This is a genomic window from Vibrio sp. NH-7 (assembly GCF_053643215.1).
Window position 1 is genome coordinate 1,000,714 of the sequence record NZ_CM132187.1, and the last position, 25,690, is coordinate 1,026,403.

Consider the following 25,690-nt stretch of genomic DNA (forward strand, 5'->3'; position numbering starts at 1 on the left):
CATGCATTTTGAATCTTTGAGCGACTTTTTCGCTATGGGCGGTTACGCCGGTTATGTATGGAGTGCTTTTGGCATTACGTTTTTATCCATGTTGATTATTCTTTGGACCAGTGTCCGTCGCGGTAACGCTTTATTAAAAGAAGTCCAATCAAAAATTGATCGACAAGCACGCATTGACGCAGCTAAGAATTTGGAGAACACATTATGAACCCAAGACGTAAAAAGAGGCTCGGCATTGTTCTTGCCATCTTTATTGGTATCAGCGCGACCATCGGTTTAATGCTGTATGCGCTCAATCAAAACATGGATTTGTTTTACACACCGACTGAACTTGTCCATGGTAAACCAGACGGTACCAAACCAGAGGTTGGTCAGCGATTGCGTATCGGCGGTATGGTTGTGGAAGGTTCTGTAAAGCGTGACCCTAGTTCACTACAGGTATCGTTTGACCTACATGATGTTGGCCCTAAAGTGACGATTCTCTACAACGGGATTCTTCCTGATCTATTTCGAGAAGGACAGGGCATTGTTGCACAAGGCGTTTTGAAAAACGCAACGACTATTGAAGCGTTTGAAGTGCTAGCGAAACACGATGAAGAGTACATGCCACCGGAGATCGCAGAAGCGATGAAGAAAACGCATGAACCTCTTCAATACACAGAACAACAAAAACAAGGAAGCGGTCAATGATTGCTGAAATTGGTCACTTTGCCCTCATCGTATCGCTAGCGATGGCAGTATTACTCAGTATTCTGCCGTTGGTGGGGGCTTCAAGAAACAACACCATGCTCATGAACACCGCAAGACCTCTGTCTTGGGGTATGTTCTTGTTGATTCTGGTGTCTTTTATCGTTCTTCTTTGGGCGTTTTACACCAATGATTTTACCCTTAACTATGTTGCGACGAACTCCAATAGCCAGTTGCCTTGGTACTATCGTTTAACTGCGGTTTGGGGGGCTCACGAGGGCTCTTTATTGCTTTGGGTTCTCATTCAAGCGGCGTGGACGGTTGCTGTTGCGAGTTTCAGTCGCGGTATGCCACAAGAATCTGTAGCCCGAGTACTCGCGGTGATGGGGATGATTACGGTTGGCTTCCTGCTGTTTATTATCGTGACTTCAAACCCATTCTTGCGCACACTGCCATTCTTCCCAGTAGACGGGCGCGACCTAAACCCTCTACTGCAAGATCCAGGGTTAATCATTCACCCGCCAATGCTTTACATGGGCTACGTTGGTTTTTCTGTGGCGTTCTCGTTTGCGATTGCCTCGTTAATGACGGGTCGTCTTGATACTGCGTGGGCTCGTTGGTCACGTCCATGGACTACCGCAGCGTGGCTTTTCCTAACGCTGGGTATCGCACTTGGTTCATGGTGGGCGTATTACGAACTTGGCTGGGGCGGCTGGTGGTTCTGGGATCCCGTTGAAAACGCTTCCTTTATGCCATGGCTCGCAGGTACGGCACTAATGCACTCATTAGCGGTGACGGAAAAACGTGGCACCTTCAAAGCATGGACTGTGTTACTGGCGATCTCGGCGTTCTCTTTGAGTTTGTTAGGTACATTCCTAGTGCGTTCGGGGATCTTGGTCTCGGTTCATGCCTTCGCGTCTGATCCTTCTCGCGGTATGTTTATCCTTGGCTTCCTGGTGTTTGTCATTGGTGGCTCTTTGCTACTGTTTGCACTCAAAGGTGCATCGGTGCGAGTTCGAGGCAACTTTGATTTGGTCTCACGTGAAAACGCATTGTTGGCTAACAACGTATTGTTGATTGCAGCCCTTGTGGTTGTTCTTGTGGGTACCTTATTGCCTTTGGTTCACAAGCAAGTTGGTCTGGGTTCAGTATCGATCGGTGCGCCTTTCTTTGACATGTTGTTTGCTTGGCTGATGATTCCTTTCTCATTCTTGCTAGGTATTGGTCCTCTGATCCGTTGGAAGCGTGATGATCTGTCATCTCTGAAAAAGCCTATGCTCATCTCAGGTGTTGCGTCGGTTGTTTTGGCGGGTATTTTCACCCTGATTTTCTCGGACTTCTTCTTGCCGATGGCTTACTTGGGCTGGTTGATGGCACTTTGGATCATCTTCATGCACGGCTTTGAGCTTCATCAGCGAGCGACACACCGCCACCCATTTATGGAAGGTGTTAAAAAGCTTCAGCGTAGCCACTGGGCGATGATGCTTGGTCATATCGGTCTTGCTGTTTCTATCATTGGTATCGCAATGGTGCAAAATTACAGTATCGAGCGAGATGTACGTTTAGCGCCGGGTGAGCATTATCAAATCCAAGGTTACGATTTTTACTTCAAAGGTCTACGTGACAAAGATGGCCCGAACTATGACGGGTACATTGCTGATTTTGAAATTACGCTAGACGGAAAATATGTAAACACGCTCCACGCAGAAAAACGTTTCTACCGAACCGCTCGTTCAATGATGACTGAGGCTGCTATTGATCGCGGTATCACGCGTGATTTGTATATTGCGATGGGTGAGCGTCTTGATGACAACAAATCGTGGGCAGTACGCATTTATTACAAACCATTTGTTCGTTGGATTTGGGCTGGCTCATTACTGATGTCATTAGGTGGTGCGATTGCCATCAGCGATAGACGTTACCGTTTCAGAAAAAGCGCCAAAAAGCAGGAGGCATAATGAATAAGAAACTACTGTTTATTCCGCTCGTCGCATTTTTGGGTTTAGTGGCTATCTTTGCTACTCAGTTGGTAAAAAACTCTCAAGGTGACGACCCAACCAAACTGGAATCTGTCTTGGTGGGTAAACCTGTGCCAGAGTTTCGTCTCGAGGATCTTGCTGAACCGGGTAAATTGTACGATCAAGCAATTTTCAAGGGTGAACCTCTATTGCTGAACGTATGGGCGACATGGTGTCCTACTTGTTATGCAGAGCACCAATACCTAAACCAACTAGCTGGTGAGGGCGTGAAGATCATTGGTATGAACTACAAAGATGATCGAACCAAAGCGATTGGTTGGTTGAATGATCTTGGTAATCCTTACCTTATTAGCCTGTTTGATGGTAACGGTATGTTGGGATTAGACCTTGGCGTATATGGTGCACCTGAAACTTTCCTGATTGATGCGAATGGCGTGATTCGATACCGCCATGTTGGAGACGTCAACGATCGCAATTGGAACGAAAAGCTTAAGCCTATGTACGAAGGGCTACTTGCGGAGGCGAAACAATGAAAAAGCTGATGCTTTCACTGTTTGCGGCGATGGCATTCTCAATGGCAGCTCATGCGGCCATTGAAGTCCATGAGTTCGATACGCTTGAGCAAGAACAGCAATTTAAAGAGCTTGGAAACACGCTGCGCTGTCCAAAATGTCAAAACAATACCATTGCTGATTCCAATGCAGAACTGGCTGTTGATCTGCGCGAAAAAGTGTATGAAATGACCAAAGCGGGTAAATCAAAGCAAGAAATTATTGATTACATGATCGCTCGCTACGGAAACTTTGTAACCTACAATCCTCCGTTTACCGCGGCCACTGCCATTCTTTGGCTCGGTCCGATCAGCGTGCTCTTATTTGGTTTCGGATTCATTGTATTGAGAAGCCGAGCTAGGAAAGTAACGCCTGAACAGGCTGAAGATTGGGACCAAGACAAAGAAGCGCGTTTAAAAGCGCTACTTGATGAAAAGAATGATGGAGACAAGCAGTAATGACACTATTTTGGATAGCTTCGATCATTCTTGTTGTATTCAGCTGCGTACTTATCGCATTGCCAGTGATGAGACAAAAAGCGAACAATGATGAAGCGCTACGCGATGAATTAAACAAAGCGTTTTATAAAGATCGTTTGACGGAACTCGAAGAGGAAGCAGAAGAAGGTTTAGTCGAAAATCAACAAGACCTGATCGACGACCTCAAGCAGTCGTTGCTCGACGACATTCCAGCTGATAACAAAAACTCGCAGGAAAACGCGATATCACCAATGGCGGTGATGATACCTTCTATGCTCTTGGTTGTCGGTTTGTCTTATGGAATGTACTACAAATTTGGTGCGCAGCAAGATGTCCTACAATGGCAGGAAGTGACATCAAACTTGCCAGCGTTATCGAAGAAGCTCATGTCACCAGAAGGCGCTCAGCTGAGTGATGATGAAATGCGTGATCTTACATTGGCATTGCGCACTCGACTTCATTACGAGCCTGAAGACTCAACCGGTTGGTTGTTACTTGGGCGAATTGCTTTAGCTAACCGTGACGTTGATACCGCTATCGGTTCAATGAAAAAGGCATACAACTTAGAGCCAGAGAGCAATGATATTATGCTGGGTTATGCTCAAGCATTGATGTTGTCTCAAGATGATGTTGACCAGGAAAACGCACGTCGCATTCTGGGTAACCTAGTCCAGAAAGATTATGTCGATTTGCGTGTCTTCTCGCTACTGGCGTTTGATGCGTTTGAGCGTCAAGACTTCCCAGCCGCGGTTCGATACTGGAGCATCATGCAGCAAATGATTGGTCCAGAAGACAGCCGTTATGAAATGCTTAGCCGAAGCATTGAAAATGCCCAAAAGCAAATGGGTCAACAAGTGGGCTCAGGGCAGTCAGTGTCTGTAACGATCAACATTGCGGATGACGTGACGGCTGATCCAAATGCAGCGCTGATCGTATCTGTTCACACGGCAGATGGTTCACCGATGCCTGTGGCGGCCGCGCGATACCCAGTTGGCAGTTTACCGCGCACCGTTGTACTCGATGACGGCAACAGTATGATCGCTGAGCGCAAGCTTTCTTCTCTTGAATCTTTAATGGTACGAGCACGCATCGACAGTGATGGCAATGTGGCGACCAAAGAAGGGGACTGGTTTGGTGAAAGTGAAGCCGTTACAATGGGCGAACCTGTTGAAGTTATGATTGATAAGCGTTATTAATAGCAGCGGATTATCATTGATTAGAGGCCGGTGATTAACCGGCCTTTTTTATGGAAAAAATAATAATGAAAAGCTTTACGTCTCAGATTTGGCTCGCATTGATTGCAAGTGTTCTACTTGCTGGCTGCGCAAGCGCTCCCGACACTACTGAAGAGTCTGAGTCAACGTCTTATGAGTCTCATAGTAGCGATCCCATCGAAGGTTTTAACCGTGCGATGTGGAGTATTAACTACGATTATTTAGACCCTTATTTAGTTAGACCCGTGTCATTGGCCTATGTGGACTACGTTCCTGTCCCTGTCAGGCAAGGTGTAGCGAACTTCTTAAGTAATCTTGACGAGCCATCAAGCATGATCAACAACATTGTGATGGGTAACGGCGAGAAGGCAGTGGATCACTTTAATCGCTTTTGGATTAACTCTACATTCGGCTTGCTTGGTTTAATAGATGTCGCGTCTGCTGCGGGAATTACTGACCACAATGAAAAAGCATTCAGTGATGCTGTAGGTCATTATGGTGTTGGCAATGGTCCCTATGTCATGGTTCCTGGTTACGGACCTTGGACAGTTCGTGAAGCGACAGACGTGGTGGATGGCATGTATGTTCCGCTCTCTTATTTGAATATCTGGGCAGGACTAGGAAAATGGGCGTTGGAAGGAATGGAAAGCCGCGCTGCTTTAGTCCCGCAAGAGTCAATGCTGCATAACTCTCCCGATCCTTATGCGCTGACACGAGATGCGTATTTGCAACGTCAAGACTTCAAAGCGGAAATCGAAACTCAGCAGTACGATGAAGAAGAAGAAGCTTACTTAGATGAATATCTAGATGATTTTTAGTCTAACTCTTAAATAAAACAAAGGCTTGGATTGACCAAGCCTTTTTCGTTTTTGTCTTTTAGCGAGAGTTAAAACGTGTAGTTGGCTTGTAGACCGATTAGCCAAACATTGCCCGTTGTCTCACCCTCAAACTTACCACCGATAAGCTGAGCTTTGTCATCCGACTCATAGCCGCGAGATTCAGTGATTGATGCATCTTTAGCAAAGATGTAAGTAAAGCCGCCGTCTAGAGAGAACTGTTTGGTAAATTCGTAGCTTGCACCTAAGCTCAACCATGTGCGATCCGTTTCTGGAATCGTGATAGTACGGTTTTTATCACTCACTGCGGATGTGTCATAGGCAATACCTGTGCGTAGCGCAAGCTTTGGATCCACTTGGTAAGTTGCGCCGATTGCAAAGCGGTAGTTGTCTTTCCAGTTTTCAACTTTTACTGTCTGAGATTCTAGAGTGTCTAGATCTGCATAAAGCTCTTTAAAGCTGCTCCAATCTGTCCAGTTAATACTTGCGTGCATCGCCAACTTTTCTGTCAGTTGGTGGAAACTTGCTAGTTCAGCAGTTTGCGGTAGAGTTAAATCCATTGAGCCAGTATCTTCTGCAACAGGCGTACCTGGGGCAACTTGCATTATTTTGGCATCACCTTCAAGTGTAAGGTCAACCGCTGATTTATATGTAAAGCCGATACGGTGCTGATCGTTGATTTGCCACGCAGTGCCTAGCTGCCAGCCCCAAGCGGTATCTTCCCCTTCCATATATTTGAGAGGTGTGCCTTTCTTGAGTCCCAAGAATGCGAGTGCATTTTTCTCTGGAGCCGTCGCGCCAAAGCTACCTTCGCCCATCACATAGCGAACGCCGCCACCAATGCTTACCGCTTCGTTAAGTTGGTAAGCAAGGTTTAGGTTAGCTTCTTTTGTAATAATGCTTGCTTCGTTGCCAAAGTGAGAGGCAGCAAAGTCTTTGCCTAAGTCGGTTTCCATCCCGTAGTTGGTACCAAGCGCAAAGCCAATCGCAAGCTCTTCAGTGTAACGGTGCGAGATATAGAAGTTAGGAATGATTGCATCGTGAGCGAAGTCGTTTGATTTCGCTTCCATCTTATTTCCTGCGAATGTTGTTGTACCTTTCACATCAACATTTGGGTTCACGTAGATTGCACCAACAGACACTTGAGTGCCATCAAGTTGAGTTAGCATCGCTGGGTTGCGCCATTGTGCACTTGCGTTGTCTGCCATTGCTGCTTCGCCAGCGTACGCACGGCCTAGACCTGTTGCTGAGTATTCTGCCAGTTGGAAGCCTGCAGCATTAACGGCTGCAGAGGTGCTCACTAGGCTACACGCCACTGCGAGTGATAAGAGAGTCTTGTTCGTTTTCATTATAATGTTCGCTGAGATTCGAATTAATCAGTCGGGTGATGATAAGGTTAGAGCTATTACTTTAAAAATTAAAAACAGTGTATTGCAGGTATTTGAAATTTAATTTGTCACAAATCGAATACTAAAGATGAAAACACTAAATGTTAACGTCTTGTTTTGATATTTCAGCGTACACATGTAGTGTCTGAGAGGGGTTTATCGATACACGTGTAAGCTCAGTAACCGAAAGGGGATAGGGAAAGCTTGTTGTATCAAATGATTATTGACGTGTAGATAGCAAAAAGGCCAGTGAACACTGGCCTTTGAATCAGAGTTTTCGCTTTATTAGAAGCTACGGCTGTATTGTAGACCTAATAGAATTGCATCTGCGTGTGTTGTCGCTTCGATCGAAGAGACTAGAGCACCAGTTGCGTCATCATACTGAGACTCTTTCACGTCTACGTCTTTACCCATTAGGTAAGTAAAGCCGAAGTCAATGTTAGACTTTGAATCTAGGTGGTAAGTGAAACCTGCAGAGAACCACTGACGATCTGAATCTGGAACAGAAATCGAAGTCACTTTATCTTGAGCGCTTGTGTCATACATGTAGCCAGCACGCAACGTCCAGTCTTGGTTTAGGTAGTAAGTACCACCCAGTGCATAGTGCATGCCCGTTTGCCACTCGTAAGTGTTTAGTTCGCCAGCTTTATCAGCTTCTAGTTTGTCAAAAACACCCCAGCCAATGTATTGAACGCTGTAGTGAACGGCAAACTTAGTATCTTCAATACGGTGGTAGCCAGAGAACTCCGCCATATCTGGTAGCGGCATGTACAAAGTGTCGCTCTGCTCTTGACCGCCGTAGTAGATGTCGCCTTTAGCTGCTAGTGTTGGGCTGTAGCGGTATGAGAAACCAAAGCGGTTATTTTCATCAAGCTCGTAGACTGTACCTACATTGAAGCCTAGTGCAAAACCAGACGCATCGGCATCAAGCGCTTTAGCACCTGTAAGTTGCGGTTTGCCAGGAACGTTAAGTTCATTACTTAGGTTACGCTCAAGTTTACCTTGACCATAAATTAGATCTAGGCCAGCACCAACACTCCATTGTTCATTGATTCTTAGAGAACCAGCAAGACCAATGTTCATGCTTTTCACATCTGTTAGGCCTGCATATTCGCTGGCTACGTAATCATCGCTAAATTCGGTTTTGGTGCCGAAATTAGAGTAGGCGTTAATACCCCAAGCAAACGTATCGTTAACTGGAACAATTAGGTGAATATTTGGTGCAATTGAAGTATCACCCGCGTCGTCGTAATCCGCATCTTTCGTTGAATACTTTGGTCCCGGAGTTGGAACAAATGTAATGCCATCCATATGCGTGTACTTTGCATCTTTCACTTCAATCATTGAAGTGATGCTTTCAAAACCTAGAGAAAGTTCTGTCTTGTCGAATAGCGCCATCGCTGCTGGGTTACGTGCCATAACAGAAGCATTATCTGCAATAACTGCGTCACCGGCGAATGCTCGGCCGATACCTGTTGCTGATTGAGCGTTAAGTTGGAAGCCTGCAGCGAGAGCTTGCTGCGAAGCGAGAGTTGCTGTGGTAATGGTCACTGCTAATAGTGATTTTTTAAACAGACGCGTCTTGTTCATTTGTGCTTTTTCCTTTTTGGTTCGCCTCTAGTTGGGCGATATTTTTGAGCAAAAGCTCAGTTGTGGCTGATACTAGACCCAAGTATAGGATATAGAAATCCGACCATTGGCTAATTGGAAGGGAAAATTACAGAAATGACGCCTATTTGGCAGGATTGTGCTGTAAAAAGTACGGTTTTAGAGTTTTAGCTCTATATGGTGGGTAAAAAATAAGGCTCAGATATTGAATCGAGCCTTATTTTATCTGTTTGAAGATTGTTTCCTATTAACCCATAGGTTTGATGATATCTAGTATGTTTTCGGCGATTTTAGCGACATTTTCGCCTTCATCTCCGACCAAAATGAGGCTCACTTCGCCCATTGGTTCAATGATACCTACCATACCATCTTCCGCAAACTCAGATACGTCATTGGCGGCAATGCCTGTCAGAAACAGAGTTACTTTGCCTTTTTCGCCCCTAAACACCATATGCAGTGCGTTAGACTCACCAAAACCACAGTGATTTAAGTAATACACGTGGTAAGGGAAGTGCGCACTCAATGAATGAGAAAACGGCACCATTTTCGCGTTGATTTGCGAAGATTTGACTTGTTCGTCTAGATGATTCACGAACGGCTTTTCGTCAACAACATGCTTGATCGCTGTTGATGCTAAACTCGCTTGTGCAGGAGAAACAACGATGTTTCCCCAGTTAACTTGTCCAACCAACAAGCCAGCGACAAAAGCAACTGATGCTGCCATGGCCATTGCTCGGCGGGCAAAATTAGGTCGAACGACATTATCTTCTTTAACATTTGAGGTTTGATTGAACAAAATGCGATCAGCCAGATCCTCAGGGACATCAACATTCATCGCTTTAGCGATTTGAGCATCCAGATCTAAAATCTCATCGGCGAATTTAGCGTTGGATTCACTCTCTTTTATCGCGGCGTTGAGTTCGCTATCTCTGCATTTAGGGTCGGACATGATGCGGCGACGAAATTCTAAATCATCCATTATGCTGTCCTCTTTGGTTACTCTCTGGGTCGATCATCTCTTTTAGCTGATTGCGAGCTCTGAATAAGCGTGTCATTACAGTATTCTTATTAAGATCAAGAATCTCGCTGATCTCTTCACCGCTAAAGCCCCCAACAACTTGAAGAAATAGTGGCTCTCGATAATCGGTATCAAGTTTCATAATTTGTGCCTGAATCCACTCGGTCTGATGATGCGGGTCATCGCTGACCTTAGCATCGTTTCCGTGGTCATCGATATCAACCAGATCAAATTGCTTGCGCTCGAAGCGACGAGCGTTTTCTCTGCGTAATATGGTGATTAACCAAGATTTGGCGGCTTTCTCGTCTTGAAGACTATCGAGAGACTTCCACGCACGTAAACAGGTCTCTTGTACTAAATCCTCGGAGATAGTGGGATCTTTGCACAACCAATACGCGTAGCGATAGAGGTCTCTGTGATAGGCTCTCACGAGCGCTTCATATTTTCTTTGTCTGTCCATATCCGAGTTGACCGGATCGGAAGACTTTTTCTTTCCAAAAAAATTGAGAATCGACACAAGAGCCTCCCTAACTGCTCTGTGGATGAGTTTGCTGAACGTTTTTAACGTGCGTTCAACCTGTCCCGTTGGAATCAAAAGCCAGCAAGCGATGGGTTACTGCTTCTATTTTATACAATGTGCGCCTTCTAGGAGCGCCTTCAACAATTTCGTTGCAACATAAATGCTATTGAGCTTTAGAAACTCACCTAAAATTGATCTATTTCAAAATCTACCGTCTCACAGCGGTTATAGTAACACCTGTCATCTAGTCAGTGTTTCACTGACATGTTGAGCAAGATGACACTTCCTTTTGAAGGCTGACTTTACTTTCTCCTAATCAGGAAACTGATTATTTCAATTGGCGTAAGTTAATTGCTTTATACATTCCGACCACACAGTTTTGTGTGGTTTTTTTTTGCCTCTAGATTCGCCAAAGATCGGTTGATGTGCTCTTTGATTCAAAAGTCTAACAACATCTTGATAATATTTATATAAATAGCCGTTATTGTTTTCTCTTTTCGCAAAGTCTATGCGACCACTTTTCTATTCTAAATCACGTTTATTCAAACGATCGTTTGATTGCGTTAACAATCTCGTTACAATGACGTGGTCAGACCTCTTAATATCCAAGGAGAAACAATGGGCAAGCAGGAAGTGAAAACCCGCTCTGGTGAGCGCGTTGCAATTGTCGCTGGTTTGCGTACCCCTTTTGCGCGTCAAAGCACTGAGTTCAGCAAAGTGCCAGCTGTTGACCTAGGCAAAATGGTAGTAAGCGAAATGATGGCACGGACAGAGATCGACCCAAAACTGATCGATCAAGTTGTGTTTGGTCAAGTGGTTCAAATGCCAGAAGCACCGAATATCGCACGTGAAATTGTGCTCGGAACGGGTATGGACATTAACACTGATGCCTACAGCGTGACGCGAGCATGTGCAACGAGCTTTCAGTCTGCGGTCAATGTTGCGGAAAGCATCATGTCTGGGACTATTGATGTCGGTATTGCTGGCGGGGCAGATTCTTCCTCGGTATTGCCTATTGGTGTCTCCAAAAAGTTGGCTGCGAACCTATTAGCACTGAGCAAAACCAAAACAGTTGGCCAAAAGCTCAAGATTCTAAAAAGCCTATCCCTGAAAGACTTAATGCCAGTTCCACCGGCGGTGGCTGAATACTCAACAGGCTTATCGATGGGCCAGACTGCAGAGCAAATGGCCAAATCACACGGCATTTCTCGTCAAGAGCAAGATGCTTTAGCGCACCGTTCTCACACGTTAGCGGCTCAGGCTTGGCAAGACGGCAAGATTGAAGGCGAGGTGATGACCGCGTTCCCAGAGCCGTATAAAAAGTGGATCTCGCAAGACAACAATATCCGTTATGACTCGACGCTAGAAGGGTATGCGAAGTTGCGTCCGGCTTTTGATAGACAGTACGGCAGTGTGACCGCAGCAAACAGTACACCGCTGACTGATGGCGCCGCAGCAATCATGCTGATGCGTGAGGGGAAAGCCAAAGAGCTCGGCCTAGACATTATGGGCTATATCCGTTCTTACGCTTTTTCTGCGATTGGCGTTGAAACGGATATGCTGATGGGGCCGTCATTCGCAACGCCTATGGCTCTAGAGCGAGCGGGAATTGAGCTTTCGGATCTTACCTTGATTGACATGCATGAAGCCTTTGCTGCTCAAGCGCTTTCAAACGTGAAAATGTTTGCTAGCGATGCATTTGCACAACAACACCTTGGCCGCTCTAAAGCAATTGGTGAAATCGACATGGATAAGTTCAACGTCCTTGGCGGCTCTATCGCCTATGGCCACCCCTTCGCTGCAACGGGCGCACGAATGATTACCCAAACATTACGAGAGCTAAAACGCCGCGGTGGCGGTTTGGCGCTGAACACAGCGTGTGCGGCAGGTGGGCTTGGTGCAGCTATGATTTTGGAGGTTGAGTAATGAGCGAGCAGAAAGCATTTAAGCTAAACATTGATGAAAATGACTTCGCTTGGTTGGCGATAGACGTCCCAGGCGAAAAGATGAATACGCTTCAAGCGGCTTTTGCTGATGAAATGGAAGACGTGTTTGCTCAACTTGATGAGAAAAAATCGTCCATTAAAGGATTGATCGTACATTCATTGAAGCCAGACAACTTTGTCGCTGGCGCTGACGTTCGAATGTTAGATGCATGTACAACGGTAGCAGAAGCACAGGCATTGGCTGAGAAAGGTCAGCAGATGTTCCAACATCTTTCGGATTTGCCTTATCCCGTTGTTGCCGCGATCCACGGTCCTTGTTTGGGTGGCGGTTTAGAGTTGGCACTAGCGTGTGATTACCGAGTATGTACTGACTCCGATAAAACTCGCCTAGGGCTGCCAGAAGTGCAGCTTGGATTACTGCCCGGTTCAGGTGGCACGCAACGTCTGCCTCGTTTGATTGGTTTACTGCCGTCGCTAGATTTGATCTTAACCGGTAAGCAGCTTCGCACCAAGAAAGCGAAAAAGCTCGGTGTCGTAGATGCTGTAGTGCCTGAGACCATCTTGCTCGATGTGGCGAAAAGCTTTGTTGAAAAGAACGCGGGCAAAAGCAAAGGCAAGCGTAAAGTCTCGACCAAAGAGAAACTTATTTCAAACACCGGTCTTGGACGTAAGGTGATCTTTGATCAAGCGGCAAAGAAAACGTTCGAGAAAACTCGCGGAAACTACCCAGCCGCAGACGCCATCTTAGAAGTGATTCGCTACGGTTTAGAGAAAGGCTTCGAGCAGGGCCAGAAGAAGGAAGCTGAGCGTTTTGCTGAGCTTGTGATGACCTCTGAATCTAAGGCGCTACGTTCAATCTTCTTTGCAACAACAGAGATGAAAAAAGAGAACGGCAGTGACGCAGAGCCGTTACCTGTCAAGCGTGCGGCTGTTTTAGGCGGTGGTTTGATGGGCGCGGGGATTAGTCATGTCAGCGTGGCTAAAGCGAAAGTGCCGGTGCGCATCAAAGATGTCTCAGAAGATGGGGTATTGAATGCGTTGAAGTACAACTACAAGTTGTTCGAAACTCAGCGCAAGCGCCGTATTATCTCGAAAGCTCAATTGCAATCGAAGATGTTACAGCTTTCTGGCGGGACAGATTTCACCAGCTTCAACCATACCGACATTGTGATCGAAGCGGTGTTCGAAGATCTCGACCTCAAGCAGAAAATGGTCGCAGATATCGAAGAGAATGCTAAAGATAGCACCATTTTCGCAACAAATACGTCGTCACTTCCAATCGAGCAGATTGCCGAGAAAGCGCAGCGACCTGAAAACGTTGTCGGTCTGCATTACTTCAGCCCGGTTGAAAAAATGCCACTAGTGGAAGTGATTCCGCACGAGGGAACTTCGAACGAGACGGTATCGACGGTTGTGGAATTTGCTCGCAAACAAGGCAAAACGCCAATTGTTGTCAAAGACTGCGCGGGTTTTTATGTCAACCGCATTCTTGCCCCTTACATGAACGAAGCGGCGCAAGTTTTGATGTCTGGTGAGCCGATTGGACACCTCGATAAAGCGCTGCTCAACTTCGGCTTCCCCGTTGGACCAATCACTTTGCTTGACGAAGTCGGCGTTGATATCGGTGCGAAGATTATGCCTATCTTGGTCAATGAGCTTGGCGAGCGATTTAAAGGGCCAGACGTATTCGATACGCTTTTGAATGATGGTCGCAAAGGGCGTAAAAGCGGCAAAGGTTTTTACACCTACAAGGGCAAAAAGAAGGAAGTTGACAAGTCTGTCTACAAACTGCTTGGACTGAGCCCTGAATCCAAGATGGCGCAAGAAGAGATGGCGATGCGATGTGTGTTACCTATGCTCAATGAAGCCGTTCGCTGTTTGGATGAAGGTATTATTCGCAGCCCTCGTGACGGTGATATTGGTGCCATTTTTGGTATCGGATTCCCACCATTCTTGGGTGGTCCTTTCCGTTACATGGACCAAATCGGCGTGAAGAAACTGGTCGAGATCATGAATCAACACGCTGAGAAATACGGTGATCGATTTGCACCTTGCGATGGCCTACTGACGAGAGCAGGGCTAGATAAACCGTTCTACGAGTAATTTCATGTAACAGGCATAGGCGAACCATAAGGTTCGCCTTTTTTCTATTTGAGAGTTATTATCAAGAAAAACAAGAAGTAAAGCTTAAGGATTTCAAATGGACGCTTTAGAACTATTGCTCAACCGTCGCTCAATTGCCAAATTGTCAGCGCCAGCTCCTGAAGGGAAAGCGCTAGAAAACATCATACGCGCCGGTTTGCGAGCACCTGATCACGCGGGCTTAACACCGTGGAGATTTGTGATTTCACAAGGGTCTGGGTTAAACAAACTATCGGACATTCTGGTGAAAGCGGCGGTAGAAGATAAGAGTGACGACGCTGTCATTGAAAAGGTGAAAAACGCGCCGTTTCGAGCTCCGATGGTGATCACTGTGATCGCGAAAGTGACCGAACATGAAAAAGTGCCCGCCTTTGAGCAACATTTGTCTGCGGGTTGTGCCGTTCAAGCAATGCAAATGGCGGCTGTTGCGCAGGGCTTTCAGGCGTTTTGGCGCTCAGGAAAATGGATGTTCCATCCAACCGTCCACAAGGCATTTGGTCTCGAGGGGGAGGATGAAATCGTCGGCTTCCTTTACCTAGGCACTCCAGGGTGTACGCCAATGAAGGTGCCAGAGCGCGACCTGAGTAAATTCGTTGAATATTTGTAATCAAATCAAAAAGAGCTTGGTCATACCAAGCTCTTTTTTTTGTCAGTGGATGTTGTAGGCGATAACAAAATCGATGAACAGGCGCACTTTTTCTGGCAGATGATCTTTATGGTTGTAAAGCATATAGATATCGCGAGGGTTTGCGCTCCAGTCTTCGAGAACTCGTACCAAACTACCGTCGTCGATGAACTCTTTTAGCATCACATCAGGCATCAAGGTGATACCTAAGCCGTCACTGCAAGCGCTACGAACTACATTAAGTGCGTTGGCTTGAAAGCGACCTTTGTCATTGTTAACCACTGTTTCACCGTTTTGGTTAGACAGTTGCCACTTTAACAGTGGGGCGCCTTTTAACAGGCTGTGATTGTGTAACTCTTCTGCGTGTTTTGGTGCAGGGTTCGTTTTTAAATATTCTGGACTCGCGACCAAAATATCTTCCACCGAGTTAATTTTTCGAGCGATCAAGCTGGAATCTCGTTGAGGGCCGACTCGGAAGATCACGTCCCATTCCGTTGGATCAAGTTGTTCTGAATGGTTACTTGTTGTCAGCTCCAGATTGATATCTGGGTATTGTTTCATGAAGTCGTTAAACATTGGCATCATCATACGCTTGGTTAAGTTTGATGGCGCCGTTATACGAATCTTACCTGCAGCACCGCGACATTCATCGGAGATCTCTTCTGCGGTGAGCGTTAAGCGGTCTAGCAGCGGTGAACATTCGCTGTAAAAGCGCTCTCCCGCCTCTGTCAGGGAAAGTTTACGCGCGTGCCTATTCAGTAGACGCAGGTTTAGAGAATCCTCCAAAGCCTGTATGCGTCGAGTAATCGTTGCAACAGGGATCATAGTTTTTCGGGAAGTCGCGGTGTAGCTCCCATTTTCGACCACAAGCCTGAACAAGTTGAGATCATCTAATTTCATTTTAGTAGACACATTTTTTTACGAATTTGGTTAATTTATATCTATATCAAATGTCAAAGGTTGAGACATATCAACATCTTTATCGATATTTGATATTCCATACATATAGTATGCAACCCAGAGCAAAAGTGGAAGATTTGTATAAACAGCCGTTCGTGACTACTTTTAAAGGGCGTTTGAAACAAAGGTCACTAGACCGAATAACAATAATAAACACGTTGTACTTTATAGTTGTGTGAGGCAAAGGTTTATGTATAAAACAGTTGAAGTTGCACCGAGCGATACTCCCACTATTGCCCCTGGTGAAAAACTTGTCATGTTGGTTGACGATGATCCTATCTTCCGTCGTATCACCTCGGGCTTCTTGCTATCTCAAGGATACAAAGTCGTCGAGGCTGAGAACGGGTTAGACGGGTTAAGGAAGCTTAAGAGTGCAGAGCCCGACATCATCATGTGCGATCTCGCCATGCCAGTACTCGATGGCATCGAGTTTGTAGAAGAGGTGAGCTTGGAGTATCCATCGCTGCCTTTGATTGTGGTGTCTGCGACAGACGATATGGCCGATGTCGCAAAAGCGCTTCGTTACGGGATAAAGGATTTCTTGCCCAAGCCGATTGGCAATTACGAGCATTTGATGTGCGCGATTGAGAATACCTTAGACGACTCGGACAATCATTTGAGTGACCAACGCGATTTTGCAAGCCAATGGTTCCGTGTTGATAGTGGGGATGTGCCCGAAGAGCAAGAGCTGCATTGGCATCTTGAGTTCTTGCAGGAAAATCGCAGTGCCGCCAAAGATTTGCTTCACGCCCTGCTTCCTGATCGGGATACCTCGCAAGGGGACTGGAAGTGCAGTTACCGCATTTTGCAGTCTACCGAAGTGATGCCTATCGTGTTTGATTACGCTTGGTTAATGAACGGACAGTTTGCGTTTTATATCGTTGACTCAGCAAGTGAAGGGGAGCACGGTGCTGCAACCACACTCTTGATTCGTGCCTTGTTCCATGACTATTTACGCAACCTCAAGTGTTTCAACGCCGATTTAAAAGACATCGCCTATTTGCTAGAGAAGGGGATCAAGTGCTCGCAATGCTCTACGCCAGTTAAAGCTTTGTTTGGCGTTGCAGACCTCTCTGAAGGGACGCTATCTATTTTACCCGCTGGTCTTGATTGCCAGTGGTCAAATGGTTATATCTCTCAACATATTCAGCCCGGGGTTACGCTTGGCGATAACTGCGTGAAGAACTTTATCACCAACGAGTTGCCGATTCAGTCTGCTTGTCAGATTGCCCTTAGTTGCTTGGGATCGAGTAGCTTTACCTTAGACATCTACCGTGGTGGCAGTGCTTAAGCGCTGCTCGCCTCAAGTCATAAAATCTTAATAACCCTTTTTTTACTCGGTGTTTCCAGAACACAGAATAGGGTATAGTCCGCCGAAACAAAAAAAGCCCATAGTGTTAACCCTTATTTCACTTGGTCTTAAATAAATCGTCACCTACATCAGAGAAGTAATCCATGGCAGACAAAGATTTTAAAGAACCTTATAATATCTTTTACTTTTTAGGTTTTATTGCAGTCCTACTTATCCCTACACTTCCAGCTACTTTGACTTGGATTCGTGTACTTAACGGATACGCGGGCTTCTAAATTTTTCTAGGGGCATGCCATCAGTATTCGCAGACTTAGCTTAAATATTGTTGGTATCCTGAGTTTGTGCCTGGGCATTCTGGGCATATTCCTACCTTTGTTACCGACCACGCCCTTCATTTTACTTTCTAGCGCGTGCTTTATGCGCAGCAGTCCTCGATTTCATCGGTGGTTGCACCAACACAAAACCTTTGGACCAATATTAGACAATTGGCATAACCACAAAGCGGTTACCACCAAGGTGAAAACCCGAGGTGCCGTTTATATTTTGCTGAGCTTCAGTTTCTCAATATGGTTTGTTCCCCATTTTTGGCTAAAAATCATGCTAGTGATCATGCTGGTGGCACTTCTGGTTTGGTTTATTCGGTTGCCTGTGATTGAGCACCTTGCTGACGAGCAAGAAAATCACTAAGATTGCAAGGAAGCGTGCCCACCTTCGAGTGGGCGTTTGTTTTTTAGGCACAAACCTTTTAGTCAGCATGTTGAATAGATTCAGCAATGCATTGTGCAGAGAACCCACGCTATTGCTTGAAAATACTAATTATATAAACCTACAAGCCTAGCCAATCTAAGTAATGAATTATGACAACTGAAACACTCCAACTGATCAAATCTAGTATTAAAAGCATTCAAGACTACCCGAAACCAGGCATTCTATTTCGCGATGTCACTAGCTTGATGGAAGATCCAGCGGCGTACCGCGCAACCATCAAACTTCTGGTGGAAAAGTACCAATCGATGGGATTCACTAAAGTTGTGGGCACCGAAGCACGAGGCTTCTTATTTGGCGCGCCTTTAGCACTAGAGCTTGGTGTTGGTTTCGTTCCTGTCCGTAAGCCTGGCAAACTGCCACGTGAAACTGTCGCTCAATCTTATGAACTTGAGTACGGTACTGACACACTAGAAATTCACACAGACGCGATCAAAGAAGGCGACAAAGTCCTTGTGGTTGATGACCTACTGGCAACAGGCGGCACAATCGAAGCGACGACTAAACTGATTCGTCAGCTTGGTGGTGTGGTAGAGCACGCGGCGTTTGTGATCAATCTTCCTGAAATTGGCGGAGACAAGCGTCTTGAGGGCCTAGGTCTTAATGTTTACAGCATCTGTGAATTTGAAGGTCACTAATCGGGTAAGTTATTAATAGGTTTAGTTCATGAGTTATCTTGCCTTAGCGCGAAAATGGCGTCCGACAAAATTTACGGAAGTTGTCGGTCAAAGCCATGTCTTAACAGCACTCGAAAATGCGTTAGCCCAGAATCGACTGCATCACGCGTATCTATTTAGCGGTACGCGAGGGGTCGGCAAGACGACAATCGGTCGTTTGTTTGCCAAAGGGTTAAACTGTGAAACAGGCATTACCTCGACGCCATGTGGTCAATGTGCCACTTGTAAAGAAATCGATGAAGGTCGCTTTGTTGATTTGCTAGAGATTGATGCTGCGTCGCGCACAAAGGTCGAAGATACTCGTGAATTGCTGGACAACGTTCAGTACAAACCGGCTCGCGGTCGATTCAAAGTTTACCTCATCGATGAAGTTCATATGCTCTCGCGTCATAGTTTTAATGCATTGCTAAAAACGCTTGAAGAGCCACCAGAGTATGTGAAGTTTTTGCTGGCGACCACGGATCCTCAAAAACTACCAGTGACAATATTGTCTCGCTGTTTACAGTTCCATCTGAAGCCAATCAGTGTGGATACTATACATGAGCAGCTAGACCACATTTTAGCTAAAGAGCAAGTGACCAGTGAGGCTCGTGCTCTTGGTATGATCGCACACGCTGCGGATGGCAGTATGCGCGATGCACTCAGTTTGACCGATCAAGCTATCGCACTTGGCAATGGTACTGTGTTAACTGATAGCGTTGCCCACATGTTGGGAACGCTAGATACGGATCAGGCACTGCATTTACTTGAAGCCATCAGCTCCAAACAGCCACAACAAGCAATGGAGATGGTGACCCAGCTCGCGCAAAACGGGGTAGAGTGGGATGGGTTGCTGCAACAACTCGCGACCCAACTGCACCGTATGGCGATGTTCCAAGCGTTGCCTTCAACGCTAGACAAAGCGCAGCCTGACGCTGAAAAGATAGAGCTGCTTAGCCGAGCGCTCTCTCCGCAAGATGTACAGTTGTACTACCAAATTGCGTTGAAAGGTCGACAAGATCTGCCGTTAGCACCGTCGGAGCGAATTGGCTTAGAGATGGTTGTGCTGCGCATGATGGCATTTAGACCCGCCTCTCAGCCACAGGCAAACGCAATTTCAACCGCACCTGAGGTCAGCCCTGCGCCAGTTGCTAGTGCTCCGCAGTCAACGTCACAACCTCAACCTGCTCCGGCTCCCCAAAGCGCTATGACTGAGCAACGCCCCTCAGCGCCAATGCCGTACACTCAGCCATCGGTGCCAGATCAAGGTTATGACGCTCCCCCTCCGGGCTATATGAATGAGCCTGTGCAATACGATGCGCCGCCAATGTATGACGATGCTCCAATGCAAGGGCATGCTCCCTCTCAAGGCGCGCCTCAACAGCGCCCACCTGCACAGTCAGAGCAGCCGCCTAAGAGCAGAGGAACATCACCGATAAGCGGATTGCGCCATCAACTGCGATCTCAGCGTAAAGGTTTGACACCAAATCCTGACGCATCAGGAAACGCGCCAAAAAAGGCTAGAGCGACATCTGCTAAACCAGATTCTGTGCTCGACCGTGTTGCTCAAAAGCACGGTGGAGCATCGCAGGTGTCGCCTTTGTCAAACCCACAATCGACTGCAACACCTGTAGAAGAGAATGAGCCTTATCGCTGGAAGCCAACTCTGCCGCAAAAAGAGCAGCAGAAAACTGAGCTTACACCGACGCAGTTAAAGAAAGCCCTAGAGCATGAAAAAACACCAGAAATGATACAGAAGCTGGTGGTTGAGAGCTTAGAGCAAAGTGACTGGGCGTCATTGATCAGCAAGTTAGAGACCGCCAAATTGACTGAGCAGCTCGCGCTGAACTCGCATTTTGAGCGCAGTGGTTCGTCTATTTCATTAACGCTAAGACCAGAGCAGGCGCACCTGAACACCGACCGCGCGCAGAGCGAACTGCTTCAGGCGCTCAATAGCGTATTGGGTGAAGAGTGCCACTTGAGCGTGGAAGTGGGCGATAAGGGGGAAACCCCGTTAGAATTAAGAGACAAACTTTATCAGGGTAAATTGCAGCAAGCATTCACCAGCCTAGAAAATGATGAACACGTTCGCTTTATCGAGCGACGTTTCGCGGCTGAACTTGATAAAGAGAGTGTACGACCAATTTAATTGTCGGGGTTGAAAGCGATTGAGTTCAGCCCCATCTAATAACGAAACAAGCTAACTAACCAGAGAGATAAACATGTTTGGTAAAGGCGGTATGGGCACTCTAATGAAGCAAGCCCAGCAAATGCAAGAGCGTATGCAAAAGCTTCAAGAAGAAATCGCAAATATGGAAGTGACCGGTGAGTCTGGTGCTGGCCTTGTGAAAGTGACGATTACTGGTAGTCACAGTGTGCGTCGTGTTGAAATCGATGAAAGCTTGATGGAAGACGACAAAGAGATGCTTGAAGATCTTATCGCTGCTGCATTTAACGATGCTGCTCGCCGCGTTGAAGAAACTCAAAAAGAGAAAATGGCTGGCGTAACTGGCGGTATGCAATTACCACCAGGTATGAAAATGCCGTTCTAATCGACAAGGTTAGTTAATGCGTACCAGTCATATGCTGGAACAATTGATGGAGGCCTTACGTTGTCTACCTGGGGTTGGCCCCAAGTCGGCGCAGCGTATGGCCTTTCATTTGTTACAGCGAGATAGAAAAGGTGGCTTGCAACTGGCGGATGCCCTAAGCCAGTCAATGACCGAAATTGGCCACTGTAGCGAATGTCGTACTTTCACAGAAGAGGAAGTGTGTCATATCTGCACTAACCCGAAGCGGCAAGAAAATGGCCAGCTTTGTGTGGTTGAAAGCCCTGCTGATATTGCAGCCGTGGAAGCAACGGGGCAGTATTCCGGACGTTACTTTGTCTTGATGGGGCACTTGTCGCCGTTAGACGGTATCGGACCGAGCGATATTGGTCTTGACGTGTTGGACTATCGTTTACGCCGTGGTGATATTAGCGAAGTGATTTTGGCGACAAATCCCACCGTTGAAGGCGAAGCAACAGCACACTACATTGCAGAGCTATGTAAAGAAAGCCAAGTATCGGCAAGCCGGATAGCTCACGGGGTTCCTGTCGGTGGCGAACTCGAATTGGTAGACGGTACAACGTTATCCCACTCGTTGTTAGGTCGACAAAAGTTAAGTTGATAAAGCGATGCCATGAGCATCGCTTTTTGTTGTGAGACCGGTTTGTTCTTGTTGGCTTAGTGTCTAAAGCGCTCTATTTCTTGAGTCACTGTAGGGCTTATCACAAGACGGCTTTCACCATTTTGGCTTGCAAGTAAAAATCGACTCAAAACGCTATCGCGACTGGTATCTGAAGCGAAGAGGCGTTTACCTTCAAGCCGCTTGTTGGCATTGACCGTGACGCAAGAGTTAGATTTCTCTCCATCCAGTAAGCACACATCCATCGTTTGTTGAGCGAAGCTCTCCATCAAGGTCCATCGGATCTGCTCGGTAAGCGGCGAACTGCTTTTCACGTTAATGTGAACCTCATGGCTATCGGTTAACGCTGCCCATAGTGAGTCTATCGCCTTACTCAGTTCGGTCGGTGTAACTTGATTGGGCTCGATTAGGGTGACAGCCGCAATACCATTTTCGCTCGACCAGTCAACGGCAAACGTCGGTTGATCATCTCGCACTGGTTGCTCTCGTTGATTATGCTCGCTTGCCATTTCACGTTTTAGGGTATCGATGAGTTGTTGCCATTCTGATTCATTGGCGACGTCTGCTGCTTTTACCCAGTAGGCTTGATAGATTCGGTGCCACTGCTGCTCGACGTCATACTGATCGGCAAAACGATGGAACACTGAATCCCACATCAACTGGTAGTCATCAAGGTAAGTTGATGTCGATCGAGCGTTGACCAACACTTGCTGCTCTCTAAGAATGATTTTGACCCTATCAGTATTGGTTCTTCCGATACTGTCTTTTGCATACAGTTCAAACTCGTAAGTGCCCGCAATGGTTGGATTGATCAGTGTTGCGGTCAAACTGTCACCGTTCAAAATAGCAAGTTGCTGAGGACCTGAGATCTGGCTCCATCGCGTCGTTTTAATCTTGTAGAGGTGTTTGGGGTAAGTTTTGGCTGAGCCTCTTAAGGTGACACTTGCCTGCGGAAGCGTGTGCAACTGATCCGAGCCTGCGTTCACAGTGGGTTTAGTGTATTTTTCAGTATCGCTTGCATCATCGACACAGCCGAATGTGAACAGCACTAACGCAATACTCAGTACTTTCAAGTAGTTCATCGTGTTATTCCTTGGTTAAAAGCTGTAGCTAATGCCCGTTGAAAGAAAGGTATTTTCGCTATCGTAGAAGTTGATGTCGGAGTCCTGTTTTTGATAACCCGCCATCACATGCAACTGAGTACCTTGCCAGCCAAAGAGTTGCTGATAGCTATAAACAGAAAAGACGCCGACAGTGTTCTGATCTTGTTTTTGATTGAATACAGGGTTCTCTTTGTTAAAGGCGCTACTGCTATTTCGAATTGTGGTGGTAATACTATGTTGACGCAGACTCAAAATGACGGACAGTTGCGCGCTGAACTGTTCGAAGTCGTGTGCAGCGCCCTTCGCATCTCTAACCGTGTAGTAAAGTGCAGGTGCCAAAACGAGACTTGGATGAAGGGGGAAAGTTAACTCGGTCCCAAAGCGGTGATATTGGCTATCTCTAGCAAGTTGATCACGCTGCACGGGCGAGAGGCTGAGTGACAAACCAATATCATCTTGTTCTATGTCGCTGGTGGCGTACGCATATTTTACAGACACAGGGAAAGGAGCATTGAAGTCTAGTGAGAGGCGGCCTCCCGATACGCGTTGGTCGGTCGTTTGTCTGTCTTGATTGGTTAGATATGGGTCTTCCCACACCTCATCCATTCCGGGTAAGTTTCCAAACAGAGCGCCAGTCGCCACAAGGTGTTTCGTGATTTTTTGGGAGACTCCTAGCTCGGCCTGAAACTGCGCTTGCGTGATTTGATCTTCGCTATTTCCCAAGTAGATCAATGTATTGCCAAAACTGTATTGTAAGCGACCAAGAATAAATGGCGCGGCTTGAGCGATGCGTTCACCTTCATCATCTAGACTTGCAGTGCTGGCATTGTCATCGTGGGTGCTCGATTGCGACTGGTTTTGACTCCATCCTGCATTGATGCTGAGAGTACCACTGAATCCGGGATTAAATGCGTCGGTTTGTGCGAGACTACTCATGGGCAAGAGTGCGAGCAGCGTGCAGCATGACCAACGATATAGAGTGAAGCGAGAAATCATGTGACGTCCTTTTAATTAGCAATAAAGTAATGCGAATTAAAATTACCATTCACTCTGCTTATGGGTCGTTGGCGAATCGTGGACAGTTTGTGTCCATTTTGGTCACATTAAGATGATTAGGACGGTTGCATCGTAAAAGACTGAGGCCACTGAATGACAAATTTAGCGCCTCCGAGTGAAGAGTCGTCAACGAGTACTTGTCCACTGTGCCAATGGGCGATTTGTTTGACGATCGCTAAGCCTAATCCGTGTCCTTTCCCACTGCCACGCTCTTGGTTTTCAAGTTGTGCAAAAGGTTCGAAAACGCGTTCTACATCCGTTTTCGCGATTCCAACCCCATCGTCTTCGACACAAATGACGTAGTGCTTGTGCTGGCACTGAAAACTGAGCGTGATGGTTGTGGCAGCGTAACGACTGGCATTACTCAGAAGATTTTTGACCGCCCGCATCAGTCCGTTTTGGTCAATGAATACCTGTTGCTGTTGCAGATCTTGCGACACCTCAAGGTTGATGATCAAGTTGGGATGCTCAAGGGTGAAGTGTTCGACTTCTTGCTTTAAGCAGTCGGCGAAATGGCAGTGAGAGAACTGGTTAATATCTGCGACTCGATTGTAGCGGGCCAACACTAAATTCTGATTGATGAGATGGTCGAGATCTTCAATGCTCGAGTCGATAGTACGGCGATACTTTTCCCTCTGAGCTGCCGATGTTTGTTCGTCATCCAGCATTTCGAGGGCAAAGCGCAACCGGTATAAAGGCGTGCGTAAATCGTGGGCGATGGCATTGGTCAGCTCTCTTTGGCCTGCGATTAAATTCTCGATATTGTCTGCCATTTTGTTGAATGAAAGGCTAAGTTGGGATGCGACCGTCATTTTGCATGCTTTTGCTCGTCGTGACAGATGCCCACGCCCAAATTCATTGGCAGTAGCAACAAGCTGTTTTAAGTCTCGCCACAACGGGAAGATCCACAGTACCAGAGCAAGTGAGATCAATAAGAAAAACAGAACGCCAATGGCTGAGGTTAACTTCAGCTGAGTGGTTTGCGATAGGTCGTCTTGTACATGAAGCCACAGCCCAGGCTCAATGGCGGCGAGTAACTCAACTTGTCCCATGTTGTTCACGTAGCTCACGGGACCATGGATGGTTTGTTTAAGAGCAGACAGGGCGTCATCGGATAATTCAGACTGTGTTTTTAACCGAATAGAGAAGGGAATCAACTGATTTTGCCTTGCCAGATCGGCATCCCATTCTTCCTTCGGGAGTGACCGAAGATGCTCAGCGGCAAGAAATAACGTCCCTCTGGCTTGGTTAAGAACCGCAAGTTCTGTGGATTCATTGAGGGCAAAATAGATGACTTTATCGCTAGAACCGACACGTTGAACCAGTGCCATAGGGTCACCGTAAAGAAAGGATACTTGCCCATTTTGCAGTGATTCATGCAGTGATTGATCAAACTCGTAGTCAGACAATGAGTCGAGCTTTAATGGGTAGGCGAACTCAGTGGCATAGCGCTGAATGGTGATGTCCCATTGCTCGTTGGGTTGGTTAAGCAGTTTGTCTGACAGCAGCTCAAAGTTAACCGAGTAGATCTGCTGATAAAAGTGTTCAGAGAAGGCTTCGTTGAGCCGCTGAATCGGGTTGATTTTCGTGGGAATGATGAGCAGGACAATCGGCACAAAAACCACTAGCCACAAAATAGAAAACGCTCGAATCATA

24 protein-coding genes are annotated in these 25,690 nt (G+C 46.6%); 16 read left to right on the forward strand and 8 right to left on the reverse strand.

Going from position 1 to position 25,690, the window contains the following annotated elements:
* Nucleotide 1: 1 nt before the first annotated feature.
* From ccmD to ACUALS_RS04795, 7 genes are all read left to right on the forward strand, one after another.
* Nucleotides 2-208 (forward strand): heme exporter protein CcmD, encoded by a 207-nt coding sequence (ccmD, locus tag ACUALS_RS04765; RefSeq protein WP_038139035.1) that lies wholly within the window; start codon nt 2-4, stop codon nt 206-208.
* Entirely contained in the window at nt 205-690 is a 486-nt protein-coding gene (gene ccmE / locus ACUALS_RS04770; protein ID WP_005471672.1) for a cytochrome c maturation protein CcmE, read from the forward strand. The genes ccmD and ccmE overlap by 4 nt, the downstream gene beginning before the upstream one ends.
* Complete coding sequence (locus ACUALS_RS04775) at nt 687-2,645, forward strand: heme lyase CcmF/NrfE family subunit (protein ID WP_334472988.1); 1,959 nt, start codon at nt 687-689, stop codon at nt 2,643-2,645. Before ccmE ends, ACUALS_RS04775 begins: the two co-directional genes overlap by 4 nt.
* A complete protein-coding gene (locus ACUALS_RS04780; protein WP_038139030.1) occupies nt 2,645-3,199 on the forward strand; it encodes a DsbE family thiol:disulfide interchange protein in 555 nt (184 codons plus the stop codon). The genes ACUALS_RS04775 and ACUALS_RS04780 overlap by 1 nt, the downstream gene beginning before the upstream one ends.
* Nucleotides 3,196-3,675 (forward strand): cytochrome c-type biogenesis protein, encoded by a 480-nt coding sequence (locus tag ACUALS_RS04785; RefSeq protein WP_454448972.1) that lies wholly within the window; start codon nt 3,196-3,198, stop codon nt 3,673-3,675. The genes ACUALS_RS04780 and ACUALS_RS04785 overlap by 4 nt, the downstream gene beginning before the upstream one ends.
* Nucleotides 3,675-4,892 carry a c-type cytochrome biogenesis protein CcmI gene (gene ccmI, locus ACUALS_RS04790; RefSeq protein WP_269977543.1) on the forward strand — a complete coding sequence of 406 codons (1,218 nt, stop codon included), beginning with the start codon at nt 3,675-3,677 and terminating at the stop codon, nt 4,890-4,892. The genes ACUALS_RS04785 and ccmI overlap by 1 nt, the downstream gene beginning before the upstream one ends.
* A 65-nt stretch (nt 4,893-4,957) precedes the next feature.
* On the forward strand, nt 4,958-5,728 hold the full coding sequence (locus tag ACUALS_RS04795; RefSeq protein ID WP_005471878.1) for an MlaA family lipoprotein: 771 nt from the start codon (nt 4,958-4,960) through the stop codon (nt 5,726-5,728).
* 68 nt (nt 5,729-5,796) lie between these two features.
* Here ACUALS_RS04795 and ACUALS_RS04800 read toward each other — a convergent pair whose 3' ends face one another.
* From ACUALS_RS04800 to ACUALS_RS04815, 4 genes are all read right to left on the reverse strand, one after another.
* Nucleotides 5,797-7,095 carry an outer membrane protein transport protein gene (locus ACUALS_RS04800; RefSeq protein ID WP_454448973.1) on the reverse strand — a complete coding sequence of 433 codons (1,299 nt, stop codon included), beginning with the start codon at nt 7,093-7,095 and terminating at the stop codon, nt 5,797-5,799.
* A gap of 324 nt (nt 7,096-7,419) precedes the next feature.
* Nucleotides 7,420-8,724 carry an outer membrane protein transport protein gene (locus ACUALS_RS04805; protein WP_039477238.1) on the reverse strand — a complete coding sequence of 435 codons (1,305 nt, stop codon included), beginning with the start codon at nt 8,722-8,724 and terminating at the stop codon, nt 7,420-7,422.
* 265 nt (nt 8,725-8,989) lie between these two features.
* A complete protein-coding gene (locus ACUALS_RS04810) occupies nt 8,990-9,721 on the reverse strand; it encodes a DUF3379 domain-containing protein (protein WP_331399368.1) in 732 nt (243 codons plus the stop codon).
* Complete coding sequence (locus tag ACUALS_RS04815; protein ID WP_038139014.1) at nt 9,714-10,277, reverse strand: sigma-70 family RNA polymerase sigma factor; 564 nt, start codon at nt 10,275-10,277, stop codon at nt 9,714-9,716. Before ACUALS_RS04815 ends, ACUALS_RS04810 begins: the two co-directional genes overlap by 8 nt.
* 621 nt (nt 10,278-10,898) lie before the next feature.
* Here ACUALS_RS04815 and fadI point away from each other — a divergent pair.
* The 3 genes from fadI to ACUALS_RS04830 all read left to right on the forward strand — a co-directional run bounded on the left by fadI (nt 10,899) and on the right by ACUALS_RS04830 (nt 14,975).
* Nucleotides 10,899-12,206, forward strand: a complete 1,308-nt coding sequence (gene fadI, locus ACUALS_RS04820) for an acetyl-CoA C-acyltransferase FadI (protein WP_038192973.1) — start codon at nt 10,899-10,901, stop codon at nt 12,204-12,206.
* A complete protein-coding gene (fadJ, locus tag ACUALS_RS04825) occupies nt 12,206-14,329 on the forward strand; it encodes a fatty acid oxidation complex subunit alpha FadJ (RefSeq protein WP_454448974.1) in 2,124 nt (707 codons plus the stop codon). Before fadI ends, fadJ begins: the two co-directional genes overlap by 1 nt.
* Before the next feature lie 97 nt (nt 14,330-14,426).
* A complete protein-coding gene (locus ACUALS_RS04830) occupies nt 14,427-14,975 on the forward strand; it encodes an NAD(P)H nitroreductase (protein WP_038212861.1) in 549 nt (182 codons plus the stop codon).
* 42 nt (nt 14,976-15,017) lie between these two features.
* On the opposite strand, the gene ACUALS_RS04835 is transcribed toward ACUALS_RS04830, so the two are convergent.
* Nucleotides 15,018-15,893 carry a LysR family transcriptional regulator gene (locus tag ACUALS_RS04835; protein WP_038139001.1) on the reverse strand — a complete coding sequence of 292 codons (876 nt, stop codon included), beginning with the start codon at nt 15,891-15,893 and terminating at the stop codon, nt 15,018-15,020.
* A gap of 250 nt (nt 15,894-16,143) precedes the next feature.
* Here ACUALS_RS04835 and ACUALS_RS04840 point away from each other — a divergent pair, with 250 nt between their 5' ends.
* The 6 genes from ACUALS_RS04840 to recR all read left to right on the forward strand — a co-directional run bounded on the left by ACUALS_RS04840 (nt 16,144) and on the right by recR (nt 21,857).
* Entirely contained in the window at nt 16,144-17,244 is a 1,101-nt protein-coding gene (locus tag ACUALS_RS04840) for a response regulator (protein ID WP_454448975.1), read from the forward strand.
* 342 nt (nt 17,245-17,586) lie between these two features.
* Complete coding sequence (locus ACUALS_RS04845) at nt 17,587-17,952, forward strand: YbaN family protein (RefSeq protein WP_454449219.1); 366 nt, start codon at nt 17,587-17,589, stop codon at nt 17,950-17,952.
* A gap of 170 nt (nt 17,953-18,122) precedes the next feature.
* Nucleotides 18,123-18,668, forward strand: coding sequence for an adenine phosphoribosyltransferase (gene apt / locus ACUALS_RS04850; protein WP_005471880.1), 546 nt, complete (start codon nt 18,123-18,125; stop codon nt 18,666-18,668).
* 28 nt (nt 18,669-18,696) lie between these two features.
* On the forward strand, nt 18,697-20,835 hold the full coding sequence (gene dnaX / locus ACUALS_RS04855) for a DNA polymerase III subunit gamma/tau (RefSeq protein ID WP_454448976.1): 2,139 nt from the start codon (nt 18,697-18,699) through the stop codon (nt 20,833-20,835).
* A 73-nt stretch (nt 20,836-20,908) separates the two neighbouring features.
* Entirely contained in the window at nt 20,909-21,238 is a 330-nt protein-coding gene (locus ACUALS_RS04860; protein ID WP_005471689.1) for a YbaB/EbfC family nucleoid-associated protein, read from the forward strand.
* 16 nt (nt 21,239-21,254) lie between these two features.
* Nucleotides 21,255-21,857: a recombination mediator RecR gene (gene recR, locus ACUALS_RS04865; RefSeq protein WP_005471790.1), complete on the forward strand. Its 603-nt coding sequence runs from the start codon at nt 21,255-21,257 to the stop codon at nt 21,855-21,857.
* 56 nt (nt 21,858-21,913) lie between these two features.
* Here recR and ACUALS_RS04870 read toward each other — a convergent pair whose 3' ends face one another.
* The 3 genes from ACUALS_RS04870 to ACUALS_RS04880 form a co-directional block, all read right to left on the reverse strand.
* On the reverse strand, nt 21,914-22,957 hold the full coding sequence (locus ACUALS_RS04870) for a PKD domain-containing protein (protein WP_454448977.1): 1,044 nt from the start codon (nt 22,955-22,957) through the stop codon (nt 21,914-21,916).
* A 15-nt stretch (nt 22,958-22,972) separates the two neighbouring features.
* Complete coding sequence (locus ACUALS_RS04875; protein WP_454448978.1) at nt 22,973-23,974, reverse strand: DUF2860 family protein; 1,002 nt, start codon at nt 23,972-23,974, stop codon at nt 22,973-22,975.
* Nucleotides 23,975-24,090: 116 nt separating this feature from the next.
* The gene (locus tag ACUALS_RS04880; RefSeq protein ID WP_454448979.1) at nt 24,091-25,689 is read right to left on the reverse strand and encodes an ATP-binding protein; all 1,599 of its coding nucleotides are present in this window, start codon (nt 25,687-25,689) and stop codon (nt 24,091-24,093) included.
* Nucleotide 25,690 lies beyond the last annotated feature (1 nt).

Bases quoted from the DNA above. Each gene is read 5' to 3' on its own strand.
- ccmD (WP_038139035.1), top strand. From the start codon at position 2: ATGCATTTTGAATCTTTGAGCGACTTTTTCGCTATGGGCGGTTACGCC.
- ccmE (WP_005471672.1), top strand. From the start codon at position 205: ATGAACCCAAGACGTAAAAAGAGGCTCGGCATTGTTCTTGCCATCTTT.
- ACUALS_RS04775 (WP_334472988.1), top strand. From the start codon at position 687: ATGATTGCTGAAATTGGTCACTTTGCCCTCATCGTATCGCTAGCGATG.
- ACUALS_RS04780 (WP_038139030.1), top strand. From the start codon at position 2,645: ATGAATAAGAAACTACTGTTTATTCCGCTCGTCGCATTTTTGGGTTTA.
- ACUALS_RS04785 (WP_454448972.1), top strand. From the start codon at position 3,196: ATGAAAAAGCTGATGCTTTCACTGTTTGCGGCGATGGCATTCTCAATG.
- ccmI (WP_269977543.1), top strand. From the start codon at position 3,675: ATGACACTATTTTGGATAGCTTCGATCATTCTTGTTGTATTCAGCTGC.
- ACUALS_RS04795 (WP_005471878.1), top strand. From the start codon at position 4,958: ATGAAAAGCTTTACGTCTCAGATTTGGCTCGCATTGATTGCAAGTGTT.
- ACUALS_RS04800 (WP_454448973.1), bottom strand. From the start codon at position 7,095: ATGAAAACGAACAAGACTCTCTTATCACTCGCAGTGGCGTGTAGCCTA.
- ACUALS_RS04805 (WP_039477238.1), bottom strand. From the start codon at position 8,724: ATGAACAAGACGCGTCTGTTTAAAAAATCACTATTAGCAGTGACCATT.
- ACUALS_RS04810 (WP_331399368.1), bottom strand. From the start codon at position 9,721: ATGGATGATTTAGAATTTCGTCGCCGCATCATGTCCGACCCTAAATGC.
- fadI (WP_038192973.1), top strand. From the start codon at position 10,899: ATGGGCAAGCAGGAAGTGAAAACCCGCTCTGGTGAGCGCGTTGCAATT.
- fadJ (WP_454448974.1), top strand. From the start codon at position 12,206: ATGAGCGAGCAGAAAGCATTTAAGCTAAACATTGATGAAAATGACTTC.
- ACUALS_RS04830 (WP_038212861.1), top strand. From the start codon at position 14,427: ATGGACGCTTTAGAACTATTGCTCAACCGTCGCTCAATTGCCAAATTG.
- ACUALS_RS04835 (WP_038139001.1), bottom strand. From the start codon at position 15,893: ATGAAATTAGATGATCTCAACTTGTTCAGGCTTGTGGTCGAAAATGGG.
- ACUALS_RS04840 (WP_454448975.1), top strand. From the start codon at position 16,144: ATGTATAAAACAGTTGAAGTTGCACCGAGCGATACTCCCACTATTGCC.
- apt (WP_005471880.1), top strand. From the start codon at position 18,123: ATGACAACTGAAACACTCCAACTGATCAAATCTAGTATTAAAAGCATT.
- dnaX (WP_454448976.1), top strand. From the start codon at position 18,697: ATGAGTTATCTTGCCTTAGCGCGAAAATGGCGTCCGACAAAATTTACG.
- ACUALS_RS04860 (WP_005471689.1), top strand. From the start codon at position 20,909: ATGTTTGGTAAAGGCGGTATGGGCACTCTAATGAAGCAAGCCCAGCAA.
- recR (WP_005471790.1), top strand. From the start codon at position 21,255: ATGCGTACCAGTCATATGCTGGAACAATTGATGGAGGCCTTACGTTGT.
- ACUALS_RS04870 (WP_454448977.1), bottom strand. From the start codon at position 22,957: ATGAACTACTTGAAAGTACTGAGTATTGCGTTAGTGCTGTTCACATTC.
- ACUALS_RS04875 (WP_454448978.1), bottom strand. From the start codon at position 23,974: ATGATTTCTCGCTTCACTCTATATCGTTGGTCATGCTGCACGCTGCTC.
- ACUALS_RS04880 (WP_454448979.1), bottom strand. From the start codon at position 25,689: ATGATTCGAGCGTTTTCTATTTTGTGGCTAGTGGTTTTTGTGCCGATT.